This window comes from Microbacterium sp. NPDC059771, assembly GCF_042732495.1.
Classification (GTDB): Bacteria; Actinomycetota; Actinomycetes; order Actinomycetales; family Microbacteriaceae; genus Microbacterium; species Microbacterium sufflavum.
This window is the reverse complement of the sequence record NZ_JBHWHK010000001.1, coordinates 2433188-2452850: the sequence shown is the minus strand read 5'-3', so window position 1 is coordinate 2452850 and position 19663 is coordinate 2433188. Positions and strand designations below refer to the sequence as shown.

Here is a 19663-nt window from a genome sequence, read left to right as displayed (position 1 = left end):
GGCGAACCACCGACCCCGCGTCGACACGAGATGTGTCAGAGGGTGTTACTTCTCCCAGCCGACGTTCTCGACCGGCGTGACGCCGAACAGGTCGAGGCCCACGTAGGGCTCCGGCGTGAGGTTCGCCAGGCCGTTCTTGACCACGAAGATCGACGGGCCGTTGTAGAGCGGGATGACGCCCCACGTCTGCTCGATGATCTTCGGCTCGAGCTCCATGGAGGCGGCGGTCCAGGACTCCGCGTCCTTCTGCGACTCGACCTCGTCGGCGATCTGCTTGTCGATCTCGGCCGTGCCGGTGCCCGACAGGTTCAGCTGGCTGTCCGAGCAGTAGAGCTGGCAGAACCAAGCCGGACCGAACGGGTCGGAGTCGGTGAAGCGGAGCGACACCGCGTCCCAGTTCTTCGACGTCAGGTCGTTCGAGAAGTCGGCCGAGGGGCGGACGTCGATCTGCACGTCGATGCCGATCTCCTTCTGCTGCGCCTGGAGCGACTTCGCGAGGGCCTCGAGCGTGGGGTCCTCACCGAACACCGGGTAGGTGATGGACAGCTTCTCGCCGTCCTTCTCGCGGATGCCGTCGTCGCCCTCGGTCCAGCCGGCGTCGTCGAGCAGCTTCTTGGCGGCGTCGACGTCGTTCTTCAGACCGGCGGTCGCGAACGAGTCGGAGTAGCCGTCCTGGAACGCGTACAGGTTCAGCGAACCGGCGGCCGGCTCCTCGTAACCGAGGCCGTTCCACGCGATCTGCTTCTGCTGGTCGATGTTGATGCCCATGAAGAAGGCCTTGCGCACGTCGATGTCCTCGAACTGCGGCTTGTCGGCGTCGACCATGATGATCGTCTTCGCGGTCTGCTGCGCGCGGCGCACCGTGGTGTCGTCGACGTCCTGCAGCTGCTTCAGACGGTCGTTGGTGTTGGCGCCCACCATGTCGATCTCGCCGTTCTTGAAGGCGTTGATCGCGGCGTCCGGCTCCATCGCCGTGAAGGTCACCGAGTCGAGCAGCGGTGCGTTGCCCCACCACTCGGGGTTCGGCTTGAACGAGACGAAGCCGCCGTTCGGGTCGAACGTGTCGACCGTGTACGGTCCGGCGCCCCACTCGGGGTGCATGTTGCCGATGAAGCCCTCGTTGAAGACGGTCGGGTCGGCGACGGCCGGGTGCAGCACGCCACCGGTCAGGAACGCCATGGACGGCCAGGCGTAGATGCCGTCGAAGGTGACGACCGCGGTCTTGGCGGAGTCGCCCTGCTCGACGCTCTTGATCTGCTTGTAGCCGTCGGTCGCGTTGGGGGTGAAGCCCTCGTCGTAGGAGCGGTTGGCCTTCCACGTCGCGTCGATGGCCGTCCAGTCCATGTCCGTGCCGTCGTTGAAGTGGGCCTCGTCCGTGAACGTGAACGTGATGGTGGTGTTGCCGTCCTTCTCGCCGATGTCGTAGGCGTCGAGGTACGCGTCGTTCTTCGTGACCTCGCCCTCCGGCGAGACGAGCAGGATCTGCGGCATGTACCACGACCACAGACGCACGGTGTCCGCGCTGCCGTCACCGTTGAAGGCGTTCAGCTGCTCGGGGATCTCGTTGATCGGGAAGTTGACCTCGCCACCCTCCTGCAGGTTGCTGCGGTCCTGGGGGTTGTAGTCGGCGGACTTGGTCTCGACCTTGTCGCCGCCGTTGTCCCCGCCACCGGTGTTTCCGGACCCGCTCGCGCAACCCGCGAGGGCGAGTGCCAGGGCGCCGCTGATCGCGATCGCCCCCAGCAACTTCTTGTTCTTCATGGTGCTCCTTTCGCCTTTCGGCGTTTCATAAAGGGAAGAATAGTTCGCGGTCGCGACCGGCATACCGCCCCGGAGTGAATCGCGCCTAACCGTTATCGGACGGTGACCAGCAACCCCGCGACCGCGGCGATCAGACCGTCGCGGGCTTGGTCGACATGGTCGCCGCGTCGAACACGACGCGCTGGCGGGTGCGCTCCACATCCGGGTCGGGGACGGGGATGGCCGACAGCAGCGCCTGCGTGTACGGGTGCTGCGGGTTGTCGAACACGTCGTCCACGTCGCCGTGCTCCACGAACTCGCCGAGGTACATCACGGCCACGCGGTCGGCGATGTGGCGCACCACGGACAGGTCGTGCGCGACGAACAGGTACGACAGGCCCAGCTTCACCTTCAGCTCGTCGAGCAGGTTGATCACACCGGCCTGGATCGACACGTCGAGCGCCGAGACCGGCTCATCGAGCACCACGATCTTCGGGTTCGTCGACAGGGCGCGGGCGATGCCGATGCGCTGCCGCTGACCGCCGGAGAACGCCTGGGGGAAGCGGTCGCTGTGCGCCGGGTTCAGGCCGACGAGGTCCATCAGCTCGTCCACGCGACGGTGCGCCTCCTCCTTGGGCGTGCCGATCGCGAACAGCGGCTCGGAGATGATGTCGGCGACCGTCATGCGCGGGTCGAGGGCGCCCATCGGGTCCTGGAACACGATCTGGATGTCGCGTCGCAGCGCCCGCTCCACCTTGCGGCTGTGGATGTCGTTGACGCTGGTGCCGGCGATCACGATGTCGCCCTCGCTCTGCTTGACCATGTCCATGATCTGCAGCAGGGTCGTGGTCTTGCCGGAGCCGGACTCGCCGACGATGGCCATCGTCTCGCCCTCACGGACGTCGAAGCTGATGCCCTTGATCGCCTGCACCTCGCCGACCTTGCGCTTGAGGAACGCGCCCTTGAGCAGCGGGAAGGTCTTCGTGAGGTTCTTGACCTCGAGCGTGACCGGGCGCTCCTCGCGCGGGAGTCGCGTGAGGTCGCTCTCCGGCACCGCGCGCACGGGGTAGACCGGGAGGCCGCCCAGCAGGCCGCCGTCCTCGATCTCGTGCGAGCGGATGCAGGCGGCGCGGTGCAGGTCGCCCGAGCCGGTGGCCACGGGGAGCAGCTCCGGCTCCTTCGCGCGGCACGCGTCCATCACGATGGGGCAGCGGTCGGCGAAGGGGCACGCGTCGGGCAGGTCGATCAGCAGCGGCGGGTTGCCCTTGATCGGGGTGAGCGGCTGCTTGTCGCCCTTGTCCACGCGCGGGATCGCGCCCAGCAGGCCGATCGAGTACGGCATGCGCGTCTTGTGGAACAGCTCGTGCACGGGCGCCTGCTCCACGGGCTTGCCCGCGTACATCACCAGCACGTCGTCGGCCGTGCGGGCCACCACGCCCATGTCGTGCGTGATCATGATCACCGCGGCTCCGGTCTCGTCCTGCGCCTTCTCGATCAGGTCGAGGATCTGCGCCTGGATCGTGACGTCGAGGGCCGTGGTCGGCTCATCGCAGATGATGAGCTTGGGGTTGTTGGCCATCGCGATGGCGATCACCACGCGCTGGCGCATGCCGCCGGAGAACTCGTGCGGGAACGACTTCATGCGCCGCTCCGGCTCGGTGATGCCGACGAGCTTCAGCAGCTCGACCGAGCGGTCCCACGCATCCTTCTTCGACAGGCTGCGGTGCACCGTGAGGGCCTCGATGAGCTGGTCGCCCACGGTGTAGACGGGGGTGAGCGAGGTCAGCGGGTCCTGGAAGACCATCGACATGCCGTTGCCGCGGATCACCGACAGCTGCTTGTCGCTCATGCCGATCAGCTCTTTGCCGTCGTACATGATCGAGCCGGTGACCTTGGCGTTCTCGTCGAGGAGTCCCATGATCGCGAGCGAGGTGACGGACTTGCCGGAGCCGGACTCGCCGACGATGCCGAGGGTCTTGCCGGCTTCGAGGTCGAACGAGACGCCGCGCACGGCGTCGACGCGGCCGGCCTCGGAGGCGAAGCTGACCTTGAGATCGCGGACGGAGAGGACGTTGGTCATGCGCGGCCTCCTGCAGCCGAGGTCGGGTCGAGGGCGTCGCGCAGGCCGTCGGCGATCAACGCCATCGACACCGTGAGCAGGGTCAGCGCCGCCGCCGGGAAGTAGAACAGCCACGGGGCCGTGGTGAGCGAGCTCGAGCCGGCACCGATCAGGGCGCCGAGCGACACGTCGGGGATCTTGACGCCGAAGCCGAGGAACGACAGGCCGGTCTCAGTCACGACGGCCGAGACGACGCCGAGGGTGAAGTTGATCACGAGGAGCGAGCCGATGTTCGGCAGCAGGTGGCGCAGCACGATCTTCATGCCGCCCACGCCCATGTAGCGGGCCGCGCTGACATACTCGCGCTCGCGCAGCGACAGGGCCATGGTCCAGATGACGCGGGCGGGGAAGTACCACCCGATCACGAAGATCATGATGAGCGCGATCACGCGCCAGTCTCCGCCGGCCTTGTTCGAGATCATCGCGAGGATGAGGAAGCTCGGGATCACCATCATGAAGTGGATGATCAGGAGCGAGATGCGCTCGGTCCAGCCGCCGAAGTAGGCCGCGGCCGTGCCGACCAGGGCCGACACGATCGTGACGCCGATCGAGACTGTGAGCGCGATCATGAGAGAGCGCTGCAGGCCGACTGCCACCTGCGCGAACAGGTCGTTGCCGGCGTTGTTGGTGCCGAACCAGTGCTCCGTGGACGGAGGGGTGCTCAGGTTCAGGAAGTCGAGCTCCACGTGGTCGTAGCGCGCGATCAGCGGGCCGAAGATCGCGAACAGCACGAGCAGCGCGAAGATCACCAGGCCGATGAGCGCACCGCGGTTGCGGGAGAAGCGCCGCCAGTACAGGCTCCACTTCGACAGGCGCTTCGTCGCGACGCGGGTGGTCTCGGGGCCGGCGGCCGCGGGGTCCGGGTGGATGGTCGGGTCGAGCATGTCGGTGCTCATGTCAGCTCACTCTCACACGCGGGTCGAGGACCACGACGGCGATGTCGGCGAGGATCGCGCCGATCGCCGTGAGGACCGCGCCGAAGGCCGCGATCGCGACGGTTCCGTGGATGTCGTTCTTCGAGATGGTCTCGATGAAGTACTTGCCCATGCCGTTCCACGCGAAGATCGTCTCGGTCAGGACCGCGCCGGTGAAGATGGCGGGGATCGTGAAGGCGACCTGCGTGGCGACGGGGATCAGCGAGGTGCGCAGTGCGTGCTTGCGGATGGCCTGCTGCTTGGTGAGGCCCTTGGCGCGAGCGGTGCGCACGTAGTCGGCGTTGATGTTGTCCAGCAGCAGCGAGCGCTGCAGGAAGTGGATGCTCGCGTAGCCCGTGAGCACCAGGGCTATGGTCGGCAGCGTCAGATGCTGCAGCACATCTATCAGGGTGGGGAAGAAGCCCTCGACCCCCTGACTGGCGTTCCCTGTCACATAGAAGATGCGCGTGCCGGTGGCGTTGTTGAGGCCGATCGCGAGCAGCACGATCGCGAAGGCAGCGACCACGATCGGGATGTTCAGCGTGATGATGCTGGTGGCCTGGCCGATGCGGTCGGCGAGCTTGTACTGGCGGGAGGCCGTGTACACGCCGAGCGCGATGCCGAGGATCGTGGTGATGATCGTCGCGCCGAGCACGAGCTCCGCGCTGACCCACATGCGGTACGCGACCTGCTCGTTGACGGAGCCGCCGGTCGGGCTCACCCCCCAGTCCCAGCGGAGGAGGATGCTCGTGAACCAGTTCCACCAGCGCTCGATGAGCGGCACGGTGTCGCTGAGGTTGCGGGGCACGAGGAGGTTGTTGATCTGCTCTTCACTGAGCGGAGGACGACGGCCCACGTAGTTGCTGCGCGGATCGAGGAACCCCCACGCGAGGAAGTAGGTGAGGTTCGTCGCGACCACGATCATGAGCAGCCAGCCGAGGGCGCGGCGTGCGAGGTACTTGATCAAGGGGGATTGTCTTTCTCTTCTCCAGACGCGCTCGGGATCCGCCGACGCAACGCTGAGCCGGGCGGATGAATCGGGCGCCATCCGCCGTTCTGCGCGACGCGACAGCCCTCACGGAGTCTGTGACGGAGTCGTATCGCTTACGGGATCCGGTGTCACGGATTGATCCCGGGCAACTTCGGGAGACTATCACCGATGTCCCCGAATGGGGATTCCCCTGCCCCTCACCGTAGAATCGACGGGACATGTCCCCACGCGCTCTCACCCCGCTTCAGCCTGCCGCGACGCCGGCTGCGCAGATCCGCAATTTCTGCATCATCGCCCACATCGATCACGGCAAGTCGACGCTCGCCGACCGCATGCTCCAGATCACCGGAGTGGTGTCGGACCGGGACATGCGGGCGCAGTACCTCGACCGCATGGACATCGAGCGCGAGCGCGGCATCACCATCAAGAGCCAGGCCGTGCGCATGCCCTGGGAGATCGACGGCGAGACGTTCGCGCTCAACATGATCGACACCCCCGGCCACGTGGACTTCACCTACGAGGTCTCGCGCTCCCTCGCCGCGTGCGAGGGGGCGATCCTCCTGGTCGACGCCGCACAGGGGATCGAGGCGCAGACGCTCGCCAACCTCTACCTGGCGCTCGAGAACGACCTGCACATCATCCCGGTCCTCAACAAGATCGACCTCCCGGCGGCCGACCCGGAGAAGTACGCGAAGGAGCTCGCGTCGCTCATCGGCGGCAAGCCGGAAGACGTGCTGCGCGTGTCGGGCAAGACCGGCGTCGGCGTCGAGGACCTGCTCGACCGCCTCGTGCAGGAGATCCCCGCGCCCGTCGGAGACGCCGAGGCTCCCGCCCGCGCCATGATCTTCGACTCCGTGTACGACGCCTACCGCGGTGTCGTCACCTACGTGCGCATGGTCGACGGCAGCCTCTCTCCGCGCGAGCGCATCCAGATGATGTCGACCGGGGCGAACCATGAGGCCCTCGAGGTCGGCGTCTCCAGCCCGGAGCCGACGCCCACGAAGGGCCTCGGCGTCGGCGAGGTGGGCTACCTCATCACCGGCGTGAAGGACGTGCGCCAGTCGAAGGTCGGCGACACCATCACGAACGCGCGCAAGCCCGCCGCTGAGGCGCTCCCCGGTTACACCGACCCGAAGCCGATGGTGTTCTCGGGCATCTACCCGATCGACGGCAGCGACTACGCGGAACTGCGCGAGGCCCTCGACAAGCTCAAGCTCTCCGACGCGTCGCTGCAGTACGAGCCGGAGACCTCGGTCGCGCTCGGCTTCGGCTTCCGCTGCGGCTTCCTCGGCCTGCTGCACCTGGAGATCGTGACGGAGCGGCTCGCGCGCGAGTTCGGCCTCGACCTCATCACCACGGCGCCGAGCGTGATCTACGAGGTCGTCACCAGCGACACCGGCGAGACGGTCACGGTCACGAACCCGAGCGAGTACCCCGATGGGCGCATCGGCTCGGTGTCGGAGCCGATGGTGAAGGCGGCGATCCTGCTGCCCAAGGACTACGTCGGCACCGTGATGGAGCTGTGCCAGTCGCGGCGCGGCACGCTGCTGGGCATGGAGTACTTCTCGGAGGAGCGCGTCGAGCTGCGCTACAACATGCCGCTCGGCGAGATCGTGTTCGACTTCTTCGACCAGCTCAAGTCCAAGACGCAGGGGTACGCCTCGCTCGACTACGAGCCCTCCGGTCAGCAGGAGGCCGACCTGGTGAAGGTCGACATCCTCCTCCAGGGCGAGAAGGTCGACGCCTTCAGCTCGATCGTGCACCGCGACAAGGCCTACGCGTACGGCACGATGATGGCCGAGCGCCTGCGCAAGCTCATCCCTCGTCAGCAGTTCGAGGTGCCGATCCAGGCGGCGATCGGTGCGCGCATCATCGCCCGCGAGACCATCCGCGCGATCCGCAAGGACGTGCTCGCCAAGTGCTACGGCGGTGACATCACCCGCAAGCGCAAGCTCCTCGAGAAGCAGAAGGAGGGCAAGAAGCGCATGAAGATGGTCGGCCGCGTCGAGGTCCCCCAGGAGGCGTTCATCGCGGCGCTCTCCGGCGACGTCGAGGGCAAGGACAAGAAGTAACCCGGGCGATCCTGGGCGCTCCCGTGGTGCGGGGGGTGTTCGCCCAGGGAACCCGAAGTAGGCTGGATCTCATGCGGCGCGGGACTTTCCGAGACGACACGGTGGACTATGCGGCCGTGGGTGCGACCCACGCCCCCGACCTGATGCAGTACCCGCCGGAGCGCAGCATCCCGGCGGAGGAGTCCTGGCGGATCGGCAGCGGCGAGGAGCGGTTCCAGACGGCGGGCGAGGCCCTGCTGTCGTGGACGGCGCAGCGCGCAGCGGGACTCTCGGTGGAAGACGTGCGTCCTGCCCCGGGCCCCGCGTACGCCGGGGTCAGCTTCGACGCCGAGGGCAACCCGATCGCGCCGAGCAAGCGCGATGTCGAGCCGCGCTACGACGCGGAGGGCATGCCGTTCGTCGGCGCCGGGATGACGCTGCACCTGCGCGGTCGGGTGGGCGGCATGCGCGCCGACTCCGAGCTGCGCGTGATCTCGGTCACCGAGGAGACACGGCGCATCGGCTTCGTGCTCGGGACGATCGGGGGCTCGGTCGTCAGCGGCGAGGAGTCGTTCGACGTCGACTGGCGCGAGGACAACGACGAGGTGTGGTTCACGGTGCGCGCGTTCGACGCGCCCAACGCGCTCGTCTACCGCCTGATCCCGGCACTCATGAAGCGGCGCCGCCGCGAGCTGTTCGCGCGGTACCTGCGCGCGATCTCCCCGCTGTACGCGACCCCCGTCTGATGGCGGGACCGCTTCCCCTCGGCGATCCGGCTCCCGCCGACGGCCGCCTGCCCGACGACCTGACGATCTCTGCCGACACCCCGTTCTCGGCGTACCTGCACGTGCCGTTCTGCCGCGTGCGCTGCGGCTACTGCGACTTCAACACCTATACGTCGAGCGAGCTGCGCGGCGCGAAGCAGGAGGACTATGCGTCGACCCTGATCGGCGAGATCGCCCTCGCTCGCGGCGTGCTGGAGGCCGCGGGGGCGCTGCGACCGATGGACACGGTGTTCTTCGGGGGCGGCACGCCGACGCTGCTGCCCCCGGGCGACCTCGCGCGCATGCTCGGCGCGGCGACCGCGGCGTTCGGGCTGGCGCCGGGTGCCGAGGTGACGGTGGAGGCGAACCCCGACACGGTGACGCCCGAGGTGGCGCGCACCCTCGCGGAGGCCGGCGTCACGCGGTTGTCGATCGGCATGCAGTCGGCGGTGCCGCACGTGCTCGCCGCTCTCGATCGCACGCATCAGCCGGAGAACGTGCGGACGGCGGTGGCCGCGGCCAAGGGTGCGGGACTGGACGTCAGCGTCGATCTCATCTACGGCGCGCCGGGGGAGTCGCTCGCCGACTGGGAGGCGTCGCTCGATGCGGCCCTCCAGCTCGAGTCGGACCACATCTCCGCGTACGCGTTGATCATCGAGGACGGCACGAAGCTGGCGCGGCAGATCCGTCGCGGCGAGGTGCCAGCCCCCGACGACGACCTGCAGGCGGACATGTACGAGCTGGCCGACGAGCGGCTGGCCGCGGCGGGCTTCGAGTGGTACGAGGTCAGCAACTGGGCGCGCACGCCGGAGCAGCGGTCGCGGCACAACCTGGCGTACTGGCGGGGGAGCGACTGGTGGGGCTTCGGTCCCGGCGCGCACAGCCACGTGGCGGGACTGCGCTGGTGGAACGTGAAGCATCCGGCCGCCTACGCGCAGCGGCTCGCGGCGTCCGCGTCTCCGGCGGCGGGACGGGAGCGCCCCGACGTGGAGGCCCAGACGCTCGAGCGCATCCTGCTGCTCAGCCGCATCCGCGAGGGCATCGCGGTGGACGACCTGCCCGCGGCGAACCGCCCCCGCGTGGCCGGGCTCATCGCGGACGGCCTGATCGACGCGGCGGCGGCGATCCGCGGGCGCGTGCAGCTCACCCTGCGCGGACGCCTCCTCGCCGACGCGGTGGTGCGCGAGCTCACCGACTGAGTGATCGGCGCGCGGGTTCGGAGAACTCCCGGTCGTACGCGGTAGGATTGGCACTCAGGGTGTCAGAGTGCCAGCGTCCGGTCGTCAGCGGGAAGGGGTGGGCCATGGTCACAGAGCGAGGACTCCAGGTTCTCCGCGCGATCGTGCAGGACTACGTCGAGACGCACGAGCCGGTGGGCAGCCGATCGATCGTCGACCGTCACTCGTTCGGGGTGTCCGCGGCGACGATCCGCAACGACATGGCGCAGCTCGAAGACGAGGAGCTCATCACCGCCCCCCACACGTCGTCCGGTCGCGTGCCCACCGACAAGGGCTACCGCGTGTTCGTCAACCACCTCGCCCAGCTCCGTCCCCTCTCCTCGGCGCAGCGCTCGGCGATCGAGTCGTTCCTCGCCGACCCCGCCGACCTCGACGACCTCATGGCGCGCACGGTGCGGGTACTGACGCAGCTCACGGGCCAGGTCGCGCTGGCGCAGTATCCGTCGTTCGCCCGCGCGCGGGTCACGCACGTGGAGCTCGTCGCGCTGGCCCCCAACCGTCTCCTGACCGTGCTGGTGACCGATGCCGGCGGCGTCTCGCAGCGGATGACCGTGCTGCCGGATGCGATCGACGAGGCCGATCTCGGTGTGCTCCGCGCCCGGCTTTCCGCGCTCATCACGGGGCAGGCGATCGCGGAGGCGTCCGAGCGGCTGCAGACCCTGCTGGCCGCGGAGGAGACGCCGCGCGACCGCGTGCTGCGCACTCTCGCCGGCGTCCTCGTCGACGAGCTGGGCGGGTTCCGTCAGGAGCGACTGGTGATGGCGGGCGCGGCGACCCTCGCCCGCCGCGAGCACGACTTCCGCGGCAGCATCCACCCGCTCCTCGAGGCGATCGAGGAGCAGGTGACGCTGCTGCGGCTGATGAGCGAGATGGTGGCCGACGAGCACGGCCTGGCGGCCAGCATCGGCACCGAGAACGCGCCGTTCGGTCTCGGCGAGGCGTCGATCGTCGCGAGCGACTACGCGGCACCGACCGGAACGGCGCGCGTCGGCGTGATGGGGCCGACGCGCATGGACTATCCGAGCAACCTGGCGGCGGCGCGGGCGGTGGCCCGCTACCTGTCGCGGATGCTCGACGACGACGAGGCCGGCCGCTGACGCGGCCCCACGGAACACGCAGAAGGGCGATTGTGGCGGACCACTATGAGGTTCTCGGGGTGTCCCGGGACGCTTCCACGGATGAGATCAAGAAGGCGTACCGCCGACTGGCGCGGCAGCTCCACCCGGACGTGAATCCGGGCGAGGACGCGGCCGAGCGGTTCAAGCTCGTCACCCACGCCTACGACGTGCTCAGCGACGAGGAGTCGCGACGCCGCTACGACATGGGCGGCGGGGACGGCGCCGCGGGCAACTTCGGCGGCTTCGGCGGGTTCGGCGACATCTTCGAGACGTTCTTCGGCGCCGCGCAGGGCGGTGGCCGCGGAGCCCGACCCCGGTCGCGGCGCGAGCGCGGTCAAGACGCCCTGGTGCGCGTGACGCTCGAGCTGGGCGACGTCGTGTTCGGCGCACACCGCGACATCGAGGTCGACACCGCGGTGCTGTGCGAGACGTGTCAGGGCTCGTGCTGCCAGGAGGGCACGTCGCCCGTCACGTGCGACATCTGCGGCGGCACCGGCCACGTGCAGCGTCAGGTGCGCAGCCTGCTCGGCAACGTCGTCACCTCGCAGCCGTGCGGCACGTGCGAGGGCTACGGCACCACCATCCCGTATCCGTGCGGCACGTGCGGCGGACAGGGGCGCGTGCGGTCGCGGCGCACCGTGTCGCTCGACATCCCCGCCGGCGTGGAGACCGGACTGCGGCTTCAGCTGCCCGGCTCCGGTGAGGTCGGTCGCGCCGGTGGTCCCAACGGTGACCTGTACGTGGAGGTCACGGTCACCCCGCACCCCGCGTTCAGCCGGGAGGGCGACGACCTCCTCGCGACGCTCGAGGTGTCGATGACCGATGCGATCCTCGGCACCGACACGTCGATCGAGGGCCTGGACGGCGAGGTCGACCTGGAGATCCGCCCCGGTGTGCAGTCCGGCGACGTGCTGACGATCAAGGGCCGCGGCATCACGCCGCTGCGCGGCACCCAGCGCGGCGACCTGCGCGTGGGCGTGCAGGTCGTGACACCCACGAAGCTCGACGCGTCGCAGCGCAAGCTCATCGAGGACTTCGCGAAGAAGGCGAAGGCTCCGGCCCCGCAGCTCGCCCAGTTCCAGCAGGGGCTGTTCTCGAAGCTGCGCGACCGGTTCCGCGGACACTGATCGTGGCGCTCCACTTCCTTGTCGAGACGGCGGGAGGCGCGGCCGTCGGCGACGTGGTCACGCTGACCGGCGCCGAGGCGAAGCACGCGGCCGTGGTGCGTCGGCTGCGGGTCGGCGAGGCCGTGACGGTGGGGGACGGCCGTGGCGCGTGGCTGACCGGCGTCGCGGAGGAGGTCTCGCCGTCGCGCGTCGAGGTGCGGGTGCAAGAGCGCGCGGAGTCGCCGGCGCCGTCGCCGAGGGTCGTGCTGGTGCAGGCGCTCGCGAAGGGCGACCGTGACGAGCTCGCGGTGCAGGCGGCGTGCGAGCTCGGCGTGGACGAGATCGTGCCGTGGCAGGCGGGTCGCAGCATCTCGCGCTGGGAGGGGCCAAAGGCCGCGAAGGGTCGCGAGCGCTGGGCGACGATCGTGCGCGAGGCGGCCAAGCAGGCCCATCGCGCATGGGTGCCGGAGGTCGCGCCGGTCGAGTCGACCGCGCAGCTGGCGGCGCGCGCGGCGCAGCAGCGGGTGCTGCTGCTCGACCCGACCGCGCCAGGGCGGCTGTCCGACCTGGAGCCCGACGGCCGCGACCTCGTGCTGGTGGTGGGGCCCGAGGGCGGCATCTCCACCGAGGAGCTGGAGCGGCTCACGGCGGCGGGCGCGGAGCGCGTGCTCCTCGGCGACACGGTGCTGCGCACGTCCACGGCCGGACCGGCGGCGATCGCGGTGCTGTCGGTCGCTCTCGGCCGCTGGTGACCGCCGCCGCGTGCAGGGGCCCCGGTAAGCTGAACGCATGAGCGAACCCTCGATCTTCACGCGCATCCTGAACGGGGACATCCCCGGCGAGATCCTGCTCGATGCGGGTCGGGTGTTCGTGATCCGCGACATCAACCCGCAGGCTCCGCTGCACGCGCTCGTGATCCCGAAGACCGAGGAGTACCGCGACGTGACGGAGCTCGCGGCGGGTGACCCGGGTCTGCTGGCCGAGATGGTCGCGGCAGCGAAGCGCATCGCCGACGAGCACGCCAACGGCGAGTACCGCCTCATCTTCAACAACGGCGCGAGCGCCGCCCAGTCCGTCTTCCACGTGCACGCCCATGTGCTCGGCAATCTCGAGGAGAGCAAGCTCGTTGGCTTCTGACGATCAGGAAACCGTCACCGAACGCATCTACGCGGACGGTGTCGCGATGGTGCAGCTGCTCGGTCCGCAGGACCGCCTGCTGCGGATGCTGGAACGCGAGCACCGCGATGTGCAGGTGCTCGTCCGCGGCAACGAGATCACCCTGACGGGCGAGCGCGACGCCGTCGCGAAGGCGAAGAACCTCGTCGACGAGCTGCTGGCGATGACGAAGGCCGGGCACGACCTGGCGCCCAGCGACGTGTCCAGCTCGGCGCGCATGCTCCGCACCGAGGGCGGTCCGCGCCCGAGCGAGGTGCTCGGCGAGGCGATCCTGTCGACCCGCGGCAAGGTGATCCGCCCGAAGACGCTCGGACAGAAGGAGTACGTCGACGCGATCGAGGAGAACACGATCGTGTTCGGCATCGGCCCGGCCGGTACCGGAAAGACCTACCTGGCGATGGCGAAGGCCGTGCAGGCGCTGCAGCGCAAGGAGGTCACGCGCATCATCCTCACCCGTCCGGCGGTGGAGGCGGGGGAGCGGCTGGGGTTCCTGCCCGGCACGCTCACCGACAAGATCGACCCGTACCTGCGCCCGCTGTACGACGCGCTGAACGAGATGATGGACCCGGAGATCGTGCCGCGCCTGATGGCCACGGGGACGATCGAGGTGGCGCCGCTCGCGTACATGCGCGGTCGTACGCTCAACGACTCGTTCGTGGTGCTCGACGAGGCGCAGAACACGACGCCGGAGCAGATGAAGATGTTCCTGACGCGGCTGGGCTTCGGCACGAAGATGGTCGTCACGGGCGACATCACCCAGGTCGACCTGCCGCAGGGGTCTTCGGGACTGCGGCTCGTGACACGGGTGCTCGACGGGATCGACGACATCCACTTCAGCCGGCTGACCAGCGACGACGTGGTGCGGCACTCGCTCGTGGGGCGCATCGTCGACGCGTACAGCGAGTACGACGAGAAGCGCACGGCGCAGCGGTTCGAGCGCGAGCAGGCCGCGGAGTTCGCCAACAGGGCCGAGCGCCGCGGGGCGCAGCGACCAGGACCACGCGACCGGATGCCGAAACGGGGGCTCTCATGATCGAGATCAACAACGAGTCGGCGATCGACGTCGACGAGACGGTGCTGCAGCGGCTCACCGACTTCAACCTGGAGCAGCTGCACGTCAGCCCGGACGCCGAGGTGGCGATCGTGCTCGTCGACGAGGGCGCCATGGAGGCGCTGCATGTGCAGTGGATGGACGAGCCGGGCCCGACCGACGTGCTCAGCTTCCCGATGGACGAGCTGCGCCCCGGCACCGAGGACCGCCCGACGCCTCCCGGCCTGCTGGGCGATATCGTGCTGTGCCCGCAGGTGGCGGAGACCCAGGCGCAGGCGGCCGGCCACACCCTGATGGACGAGCTGATCCTGCTCACCACGCACGGTCTGCTGCACCTGCTCGGCTTCGATCACGCGGAGCCGGAGGAGGAGCGGGAGATGTTCGGACTCCAGAAGCAGCTGATCCAGGGCTTCGCCGTGTCCGAGCGCCGCCGCCGATGACGGAGATCCTGCTGCTGATCGCCGCCGTGCTGCTGGTGGCCTTCGGCGGCCTCATGGCTGCGATCGACGCCGCCTACGGCGTCACGTCCCGGGCCGGCCTCGCGGATCTGGCGACCGAGGGGCGACGGGCGAAGGCGCTCGAGCGGATCGCCGCCGACCTCGACGCGCACGTCAACGCGGTTGCGTTCATCCGGGTGCTCGCGGAGGTCACCGCGGCCGTGCTCGTCACGGTGGCGTTCACGATCATGTTCGAGAGCATCTGGTGGGCGATGCTCGCCGCGGCCATCCTGATGACGGGCATCACGTTCGTGCTCGTCGGCGCCAGTCCGCGCACGTTCGGCCACCAGCACGCCGAGGCCATGATCCGCGGGAGCGCGGGCATCGTGCGCGGTCTGCGCATCATCCTCGGCCCGCTCGCCCAGGGGCTGGTCGTGCTCGGCAACCGGGTCACGCCCGGCACGGGTCGCAGCTCGTTCTCGAGCGAGGATCAGCTGCTGAGCATGGTCGACGAGGCCGCGTCGAACGACCTCATCGAGGAAGACGACCGCGATCTCATCCACTCGGTGTTCGACTTCACCGACCAGTTCGTGCGGGCGGTGATGGTGCCGCGCACCGAAATGGTCACCGTGGACGCGGAGGCCACCACCGACGAGGCCATGTCGCTGTTCCTGCAGCGCGGGGTGTCGCGCATGCCGGTCGTGGACGACGAGGCCGACGACGTGGTCGGGGTGCTGTATCTGAAGGATCTGGTGCAGTTCGCCTACCGCGACGACCTGGCCTGGCGCGCGGCGTCGATCCGCCCGATCGCCCGCCCCGCGACGTTCGTGCCGGAGTCTATGCGCGCCGAGACGCTGCTGCAGCAGATGAAGCGCGACGCGGTGCACGTGTGCCTGGTGATCGACGAGCACGGCGGGATCTCCGGCCTCGTGACGCTGGAGGACCTGATCGAGGAGCTCGTCGGCGAGATCTCCGACGAGTACGATCAGGTATCCGCGGAGTTCGTGGATCTCGGTGCCGGACGCTACCGCGTCAGCTCCCGGCTGTCGCTGGAAGACGTCGGCGACCTGTTCGGCCTCGAGCTCGAGGATGAGGACGTCGACTCGATCGGCGGTCTGCTCGGCAAGGCGCTCGGACAGGTGCCGCAGCCCGGGGCGACGGCGGTCGTGGACGGTCTGGTCCTCACCGGCGGGGCCTCTCGGGGGCGCGGCCGCGGGATCGCGACGGTGTTCGTCGAGAGGGCCGCGGTGGCGGACGAGGTGCAGGAAGAAGGAGAGCGACGCGATGACTGAGGACACCCGGAGCGGATTCGTGACCTTCGTCGGTCGACCGAACGTCGGCAAGTCCACCCTGACGAACGCGCTGGTGGGCGACAAGATCGCGATCACGAGCGAGAAGCCGCAGACGACGCGGCGCGCGATCCGCGGCATCCTGAACCGCCCGGACGGGCAGCTCGTGATCGTGGACACTCCCGGCATCCACAAGCCGCGCACCCTCCTGGGCGAGCGTTTGAACGACTTGGTCGAGCAGGTCCTGGGCGACGTCGACGTGATCGGGTTCTGCGTGCCGGCGACGGAGAAGGTCGGACCGGGCGATCGTCGCATCGCCGCCTCGCTCGACGGCTACCCGCGTGCGCAGAAGATCGCGATCGTCACGAAAACGGATGCGGCGGGGCGCGACGAGATCACGGAGCGCCTCATGGAGGTCGACTCGCTGCGTGAGGACTGGGCGGCCGTCATCCCGCTCTCGGCACTGACGCGCGATCAGCTCGATGTGCTCGCCGACGAGATCCTGCAGCTCATGCCGGAGGGACCCGCGCTGTATCCGGCCGGGATCACGACGGACGAGTCGAACGAGGACCGCATCGCCGAGATCATCCGCGAGGCGGCGCTCGACGGCGTGCGCGACGAGCTCCCGCACTCGATCGCCGTGGTCGTGGACGACATCGCCCCCCGCGAGGACAGCGACCTGACGGACGTGCACGCGTCGATCGTGGTGGAGCGCGACAGTCAGAAGGCGATCATCATCGGCCATAAGGGCTCGCGGTTGCGCGACGTGGGCGCTCGCGCAAGGACGGGCATCGAGGAGCTGCTGGGCACGCGGGTGTTCCTCGGACTGCACGTCAAGGTCGCGAAGGAGTGGCAGCGCGACCCCAAGCAGCTCGGCCGACTCGGGTTCTGAGATGAGACGGGGCACGACGTCGAAGGCGGCGGGCAGACCGCCGACCCCGCGGTCATGAGCGGCCGCAGCAAGGACCCGAACACGCTGCGGCACGAGGTCTTCACACGAGTGTTCGATGAGCACTGGGCGGCGGTGCGCCATCACATCGAGGGCGTGGTCGGTGACGACGACGAGGTCACCGAGATCGTGTCAGAGGTGTTCCTGGCCGCGTGGTCGCGTCTGCGACCGAGTCGTCCGCCCGGTCGGGTGTGGCTGCTGCGCGAGGCCGACCGTCGTCTGCGCACCCGCGGTCGGCGGGGGACGACCCGGCTCAGGGCGCTCGACGCGCTGCACAACGGACTGTCCGGCGACCCCGAGCCGCTGGGGCTCGTCGGCCGCAGCGAGGTGCTGCACGCGGTGGGTACCCTCAGCCCGGCCCAACGGCGTATCATCATGCTCACGTATTGGGATGGACTCACGGTGGGGGAGATCGCGGAGCTGGTGCGCGCATCGGAGTCACGGGTACGGAAGACGTTGCGTCTGGCGGAGGATCGGCTTCGCGCGGCGCTGGGCCTGGAGGGGACGGATACGCGTGATGCCTGACAACGCCCTGCTCGAGCGAGCGCTCACCGCTGCGGATCCGGCGCGGACTCCGCGCGACGCGGAACCGGACGCGCGGGCGATCGCGACGCGCGACCGCATCCTGCGCAGCTCCCGGGAGCCGCAGCGTCGCCGGGCGCGCCGGGTCGGGTGGGCGGCGGGACTCACCGCCGTCGCGGCGTCGGCTGCTCTCGCGTTCGGGGTGCTGCTGCCGCAGGGCGCGGCCGTTGCGGGCACACCCACCCCGCTCGCGTTCGACGGATCCGCCTCACTCGCCGAGACCGTGGCGACCGCCGACACCGACCTCGGCGTGTTCCACGAGCCGGAGACGCCTGAGCGCTCCGTGCGCGCCGCATCGTGGTCGTTCTCCGTCGACGTCGACGCCGGGCGGGCCGAGATCGTGCCGCAGCTGTCGACGTTCCAGTGGAGCGACGACCTCTCGGGAGAGGCGATCGCGATCAATGGTGTCGCCTACGACCCGGGCGACGCGGTCGCCAACCAGGAGGCCGAGGTCGTGAGCACGGGTGAGGTGGCGTCGCGCGTCACGTACGCACCCGGCGAGTTCGTGACCCCCGTCGTCGCTGTGCCGGGAGAGACGCCCGCCGACGTGCGGGCGCTGCTGGAGGCGTTCGGGCTTCCGAAGGAGCCGAGTGCGTTCGACGTGGTCACGGCGGTCACCTCCGTCTTCGGGCAGTGGACGCTGACCAACGCGCAGCACGCCGAGCTGCTCGCGCTCATCGAGGACTCGGGCGGTGCGCAGGCGCTGGGCGCGACGACGGACCGGCTCGGTCGTCCGGTCGCCGGCATCCGGGTGATCGCCGCGGACGGTGCCGTCAGCGACGACGTGCTGGTGTCGCTCGACAGCGGGCGCATCGTGGGCGTGGAGCGCACGGTGCTCGTGGACGACGGGATCGTGGCCCCTGGCTCGATCACGGACTACCGCATGTGGGATCTCGACGAGGAGATGATCGAATGAGGCGTACGCGCGCGACGATGGCAGCCCTGGTGGGCCTGGTGCTGGTGCTGACCGGGGTGCCCACCGCGGCATCAGCGGCGGCGAACCCGGATGCGGTCGATCCGCAGGCGGCGCAGCTGCTCGAGGAGGTTCCGGGCGGCGAGCTGGTCGCGCCGGGTCACGTCGTCTGGCCGGAACTCGACATGGAGTTCGTGGCGGCTTCCGGCTCGTCCGGGCTGAGCGCCCGGTCCGTGGGCAGCTGCTCCACAGGTCGCATCTGCGCGTACACCGCGTACAACCTCTCCGGCAGCATCCTCAGCTGGGGGAGCTGCGGCAGCATCGCGATCCCCTCGACCTTCGTGACCCGGTCGATCGCCAACGCGCGCACCTCCGGCTACGCCCAGGCCCGCAACGGCAGCACCGTGCTCGCGACGGCGTACGCGAACGGCTCCGCCAACGTCTACGGCTCGGCGAACAACATCCGCTGCTACCTCTGAGCGCTGGTGTCGGGGGAGGAGGGCGTCGAGCGCCCGGTGTCCGGTGCCGGCGGGGGTGCCCCGTGAGTCGTCGCGCGGAGGAGCGTGCCGCCGAGCGCGAGCGCGTGTTCACCGCGATCTACGCCCAGCACTGGGCCGCCGTGCAACGACATGTGGAGTGCACGCTCGACGATGACGCGGAGGTGGCCGAGGTGGTCGCCGACGTGTTCCTCCTCGCCTGGCGCAAGCTGGATCCGGCGTGCCCGCTCGGATTGGTGTGGTTGCTGCGGGCATGCGACAACAAGCTCAAGGATCGCGACCGGAGTGAGCGAGCCCATGCGAGAGCGATCGACGCCGTCCGCACCGGGCACCGGGCGCCGCAGGGCGACCTGCTCGACGCGCTCGCGGTGCGTCGAGCGATCGACACGGTGCTGACGCCGCGAGAGCGTCGGATCGTGATTCTCGCGTACTGGGACCGGTTGGCCGCCGGCGAGATCGCTGAGCTTCTGCGGTGCAGCCAGGGAACCGTCTGGACGACCCTCAGCCGGGCGCGACGGAAGCTGCAGAGCGAGCTCGGCCTGTCGCCGATCGCGAGTGCTCCGCGGGTCGAGGCCCTGTCCATTGCACGAGCCGGCAATACCTTACGGCCGAGTATTTCCGCTCCGGGGGTGTAGACCCACCGGCTTCACTGCCCCTAGCGTGCCGCTGTGACTTCCCCCCCCGCTCGGGCTCGCCCGCGAAGCACGGTACTCGTCATGCTGAAGAGG

General features: G+C 69.4%; 19 protein-coding genes. 15 read left to right on the top strand and 4 right to left on the bottom strand.

All coding sequences use genetic code 11. From position 1 onward, the window contains the following. Positions 1 to 45: 45 nt before the first annotated feature. The 4 genes from ACFV3I_RS11735 to ACFV3I_RS11720 form a co-directional block, all read right to left on the bottom strand. Positions 46 to 1761 (bottom strand): ABC transporter family substrate-binding protein, encoded by a 1716-nt coding sequence (locus tag ACFV3I_RS11735; protein WP_136030531.1) that lies wholly within the window; start codon positions 1759 to 1761, stop codon positions 46 to 48. A 130-nt stretch (positions 1762 to 1891) separates the two neighbouring features. Further along, positions 1892 to 3820 carry an ABC transporter ATP-binding protein gene (locus tag ACFV3I_RS11730; RefSeq protein ID WP_136030533.1) on the bottom strand — a complete coding sequence of 643 codons (1929 nt, stop codon included), beginning with the start codon at positions 3818 to 3820 and terminating at the stop codon, positions 1892 to 1894. Next, positions 3817 to 4755 (bottom strand): ABC transporter permease, encoded by a 939-nt coding sequence (locus ACFV3I_RS11725; RefSeq protein ID WP_136030535.1) that lies wholly within the window; start codon positions 4753 to 4755, stop codon positions 3817 to 3819. Before ACFV3I_RS11725 ends, ACFV3I_RS11730 begins: the two co-directional genes overlap by 4 nt. 1 nt (position 4756) lies before the next feature. Further along, a complete protein-coding gene (locus ACFV3I_RS11720) occupies positions 4757 to 5740 on the bottom strand; it encodes an ABC transporter permease (RefSeq protein ID WP_136030537.1) in 984 nt (327 codons plus the stop codon). Positions 5741 to 5982: 242 nt separating this feature from the next. Here ACFV3I_RS11720 and lepA point away from each other — a divergent pair, with 242 nt between their 5' ends. The 15 genes from lepA (at position 5983) to ACFV3I_RS11645 (ending at position 19570) form a co-directional block, all read left to right on the top strand. Then, the gene (gene lepA, locus ACFV3I_RS11715; protein ID WP_378803765.1) at positions 5983 to 7836 is read left to right on the top strand and encodes a translation elongation factor 4; all 1854 of its coding nucleotides are present in this window, start codon (positions 5983 to 5985) and stop codon (positions 7834 to 7836) included. A 71-nt stretch (positions 7837 to 7907) separates the two neighbouring features. Further along, positions 7908 to 8561: a DUF1990 family protein gene (locus tag ACFV3I_RS11710; RefSeq protein WP_136030542.1), complete on the top strand. Its 654-nt coding sequence runs from the start codon at positions 7908 to 7910 to the stop codon at positions 8559 to 8561. After that, entirely contained in the window at positions 8561 to 9778 is a 1218-nt protein-coding gene (gene hemW / locus ACFV3I_RS11705) for a radical SAM family heme chaperone HemW (RefSeq protein ID WP_136030544.1), read from the top strand. The genes ACFV3I_RS11710 and hemW overlap by 1 nt, the downstream gene beginning before the upstream one ends. Before the next feature lie 104 nt (positions 9779 to 9882). Next, positions 9883 to 10914, top strand: a complete 1032-nt coding sequence (gene hrcA / locus ACFV3I_RS11700) for a heat-inducible transcriptional repressor HrcA (protein WP_136036372.1) — start codon at positions 9883 to 9885, stop codon at positions 10912 to 10914. A gap of 32 nt (positions 10915 to 10946) precedes the next feature. Further along, positions 10947 to 12062, top strand: coding sequence for a molecular chaperone DnaJ (gene dnaJ / locus ACFV3I_RS11695; RefSeq protein WP_136030548.1), 1116 nt, complete (start codon positions 10947 to 10949; stop codon positions 12060 to 12062). A 2-nt stretch (positions 12063 to 12064) separates the two neighbouring features. After that, positions 12065 to 12793, top strand: coding sequence for a 16S rRNA (uracil(1498)-N(3))-methyltransferase (locus tag ACFV3I_RS11690; RefSeq protein ID WP_378803764.1), 729 nt, complete (start codon positions 12065 to 12067; stop codon positions 12791 to 12793). Between the two features lie 37 nt (positions 12794 to 12830). Beyond that, entirely contained in the window at positions 12831 to 13178 is a 348-nt protein-coding gene (locus ACFV3I_RS11685; protein ID WP_378822874.1) for an HIT domain-containing protein, read from the top strand. Between the two features lie 46 nt (positions 13179 to 13224). Then, entirely contained in the window at positions 13225 to 14250 is a 1026-nt protein-coding gene (locus ACFV3I_RS11680) for a PhoH family protein (protein ID WP_240753260.1), read from the top strand. Continuing rightward, positions 14247 to 14708: an rRNA maturation RNase YbeY gene (gene ybeY / locus ACFV3I_RS11675; protein ID WP_136030557.1), complete on the top strand. Its 462-nt coding sequence runs from the start codon at positions 14247 to 14249 to the stop codon at positions 14706 to 14708. Before ACFV3I_RS11680 ends, ybeY begins: the two co-directional genes overlap by 4 nt. Next, entirely contained in the window at positions 14705 to 15997 is a 1293-nt protein-coding gene (locus tag ACFV3I_RS11670) for a hemolysin family protein (protein WP_136030559.1), read from the top strand. Before ybeY ends, ACFV3I_RS11670 begins: the two co-directional genes overlap by 4 nt. Further along, a complete protein-coding gene (gene era, locus ACFV3I_RS11665) occupies positions 15990 to 16886 on the top strand; it encodes a GTPase Era (protein WP_136030561.1) in 897 nt (298 codons plus the stop codon). The genes ACFV3I_RS11670 and era overlap by 8 nt, the downstream gene beginning before the upstream one ends. Before the next feature lie 54 nt (positions 16887 to 16940). After that, the gene (locus tag ACFV3I_RS11660) at positions 16941 to 17468 is read left to right on the top strand and encodes an RNA polymerase sigma factor (RefSeq protein WP_378803763.1); all 528 of its coding nucleotides are present in this window, start codon (positions 16941 to 16943) and stop codon (positions 17466 to 17468) included. After that, positions 17461 to 18441, top strand: coding sequence for a hypothetical protein (locus ACFV3I_RS11655; RefSeq protein WP_136030565.1), 981 nt, complete (start codon positions 17461 to 17463; stop codon positions 18439 to 18441). The genes ACFV3I_RS11660 and ACFV3I_RS11655 overlap by 8 nt, the downstream gene beginning before the upstream one ends. Beyond that, positions 18438 to 18917 (top strand): hypothetical protein, encoded by a 480-nt coding sequence (locus ACFV3I_RS11650; RefSeq protein ID WP_240744535.1) that lies wholly within the window; start codon positions 18438 to 18440, stop codon positions 18915 to 18917. The genes ACFV3I_RS11655 and ACFV3I_RS11650 overlap by 4 nt, the downstream gene beginning before the upstream one ends. A gap of 62 nt (positions 18918 to 18979) precedes the next feature. Further along, positions 18980 to 19570: an RNA polymerase sigma factor gene (locus ACFV3I_RS11645; RefSeq protein WP_136044294.1), complete on the top strand. Its 591-nt coding sequence runs from the start codon at positions 18980 to 18982 to the stop codon at positions 19568 to 19570. Positions 19571 to 19663 lie beyond the last annotated feature (93 nt).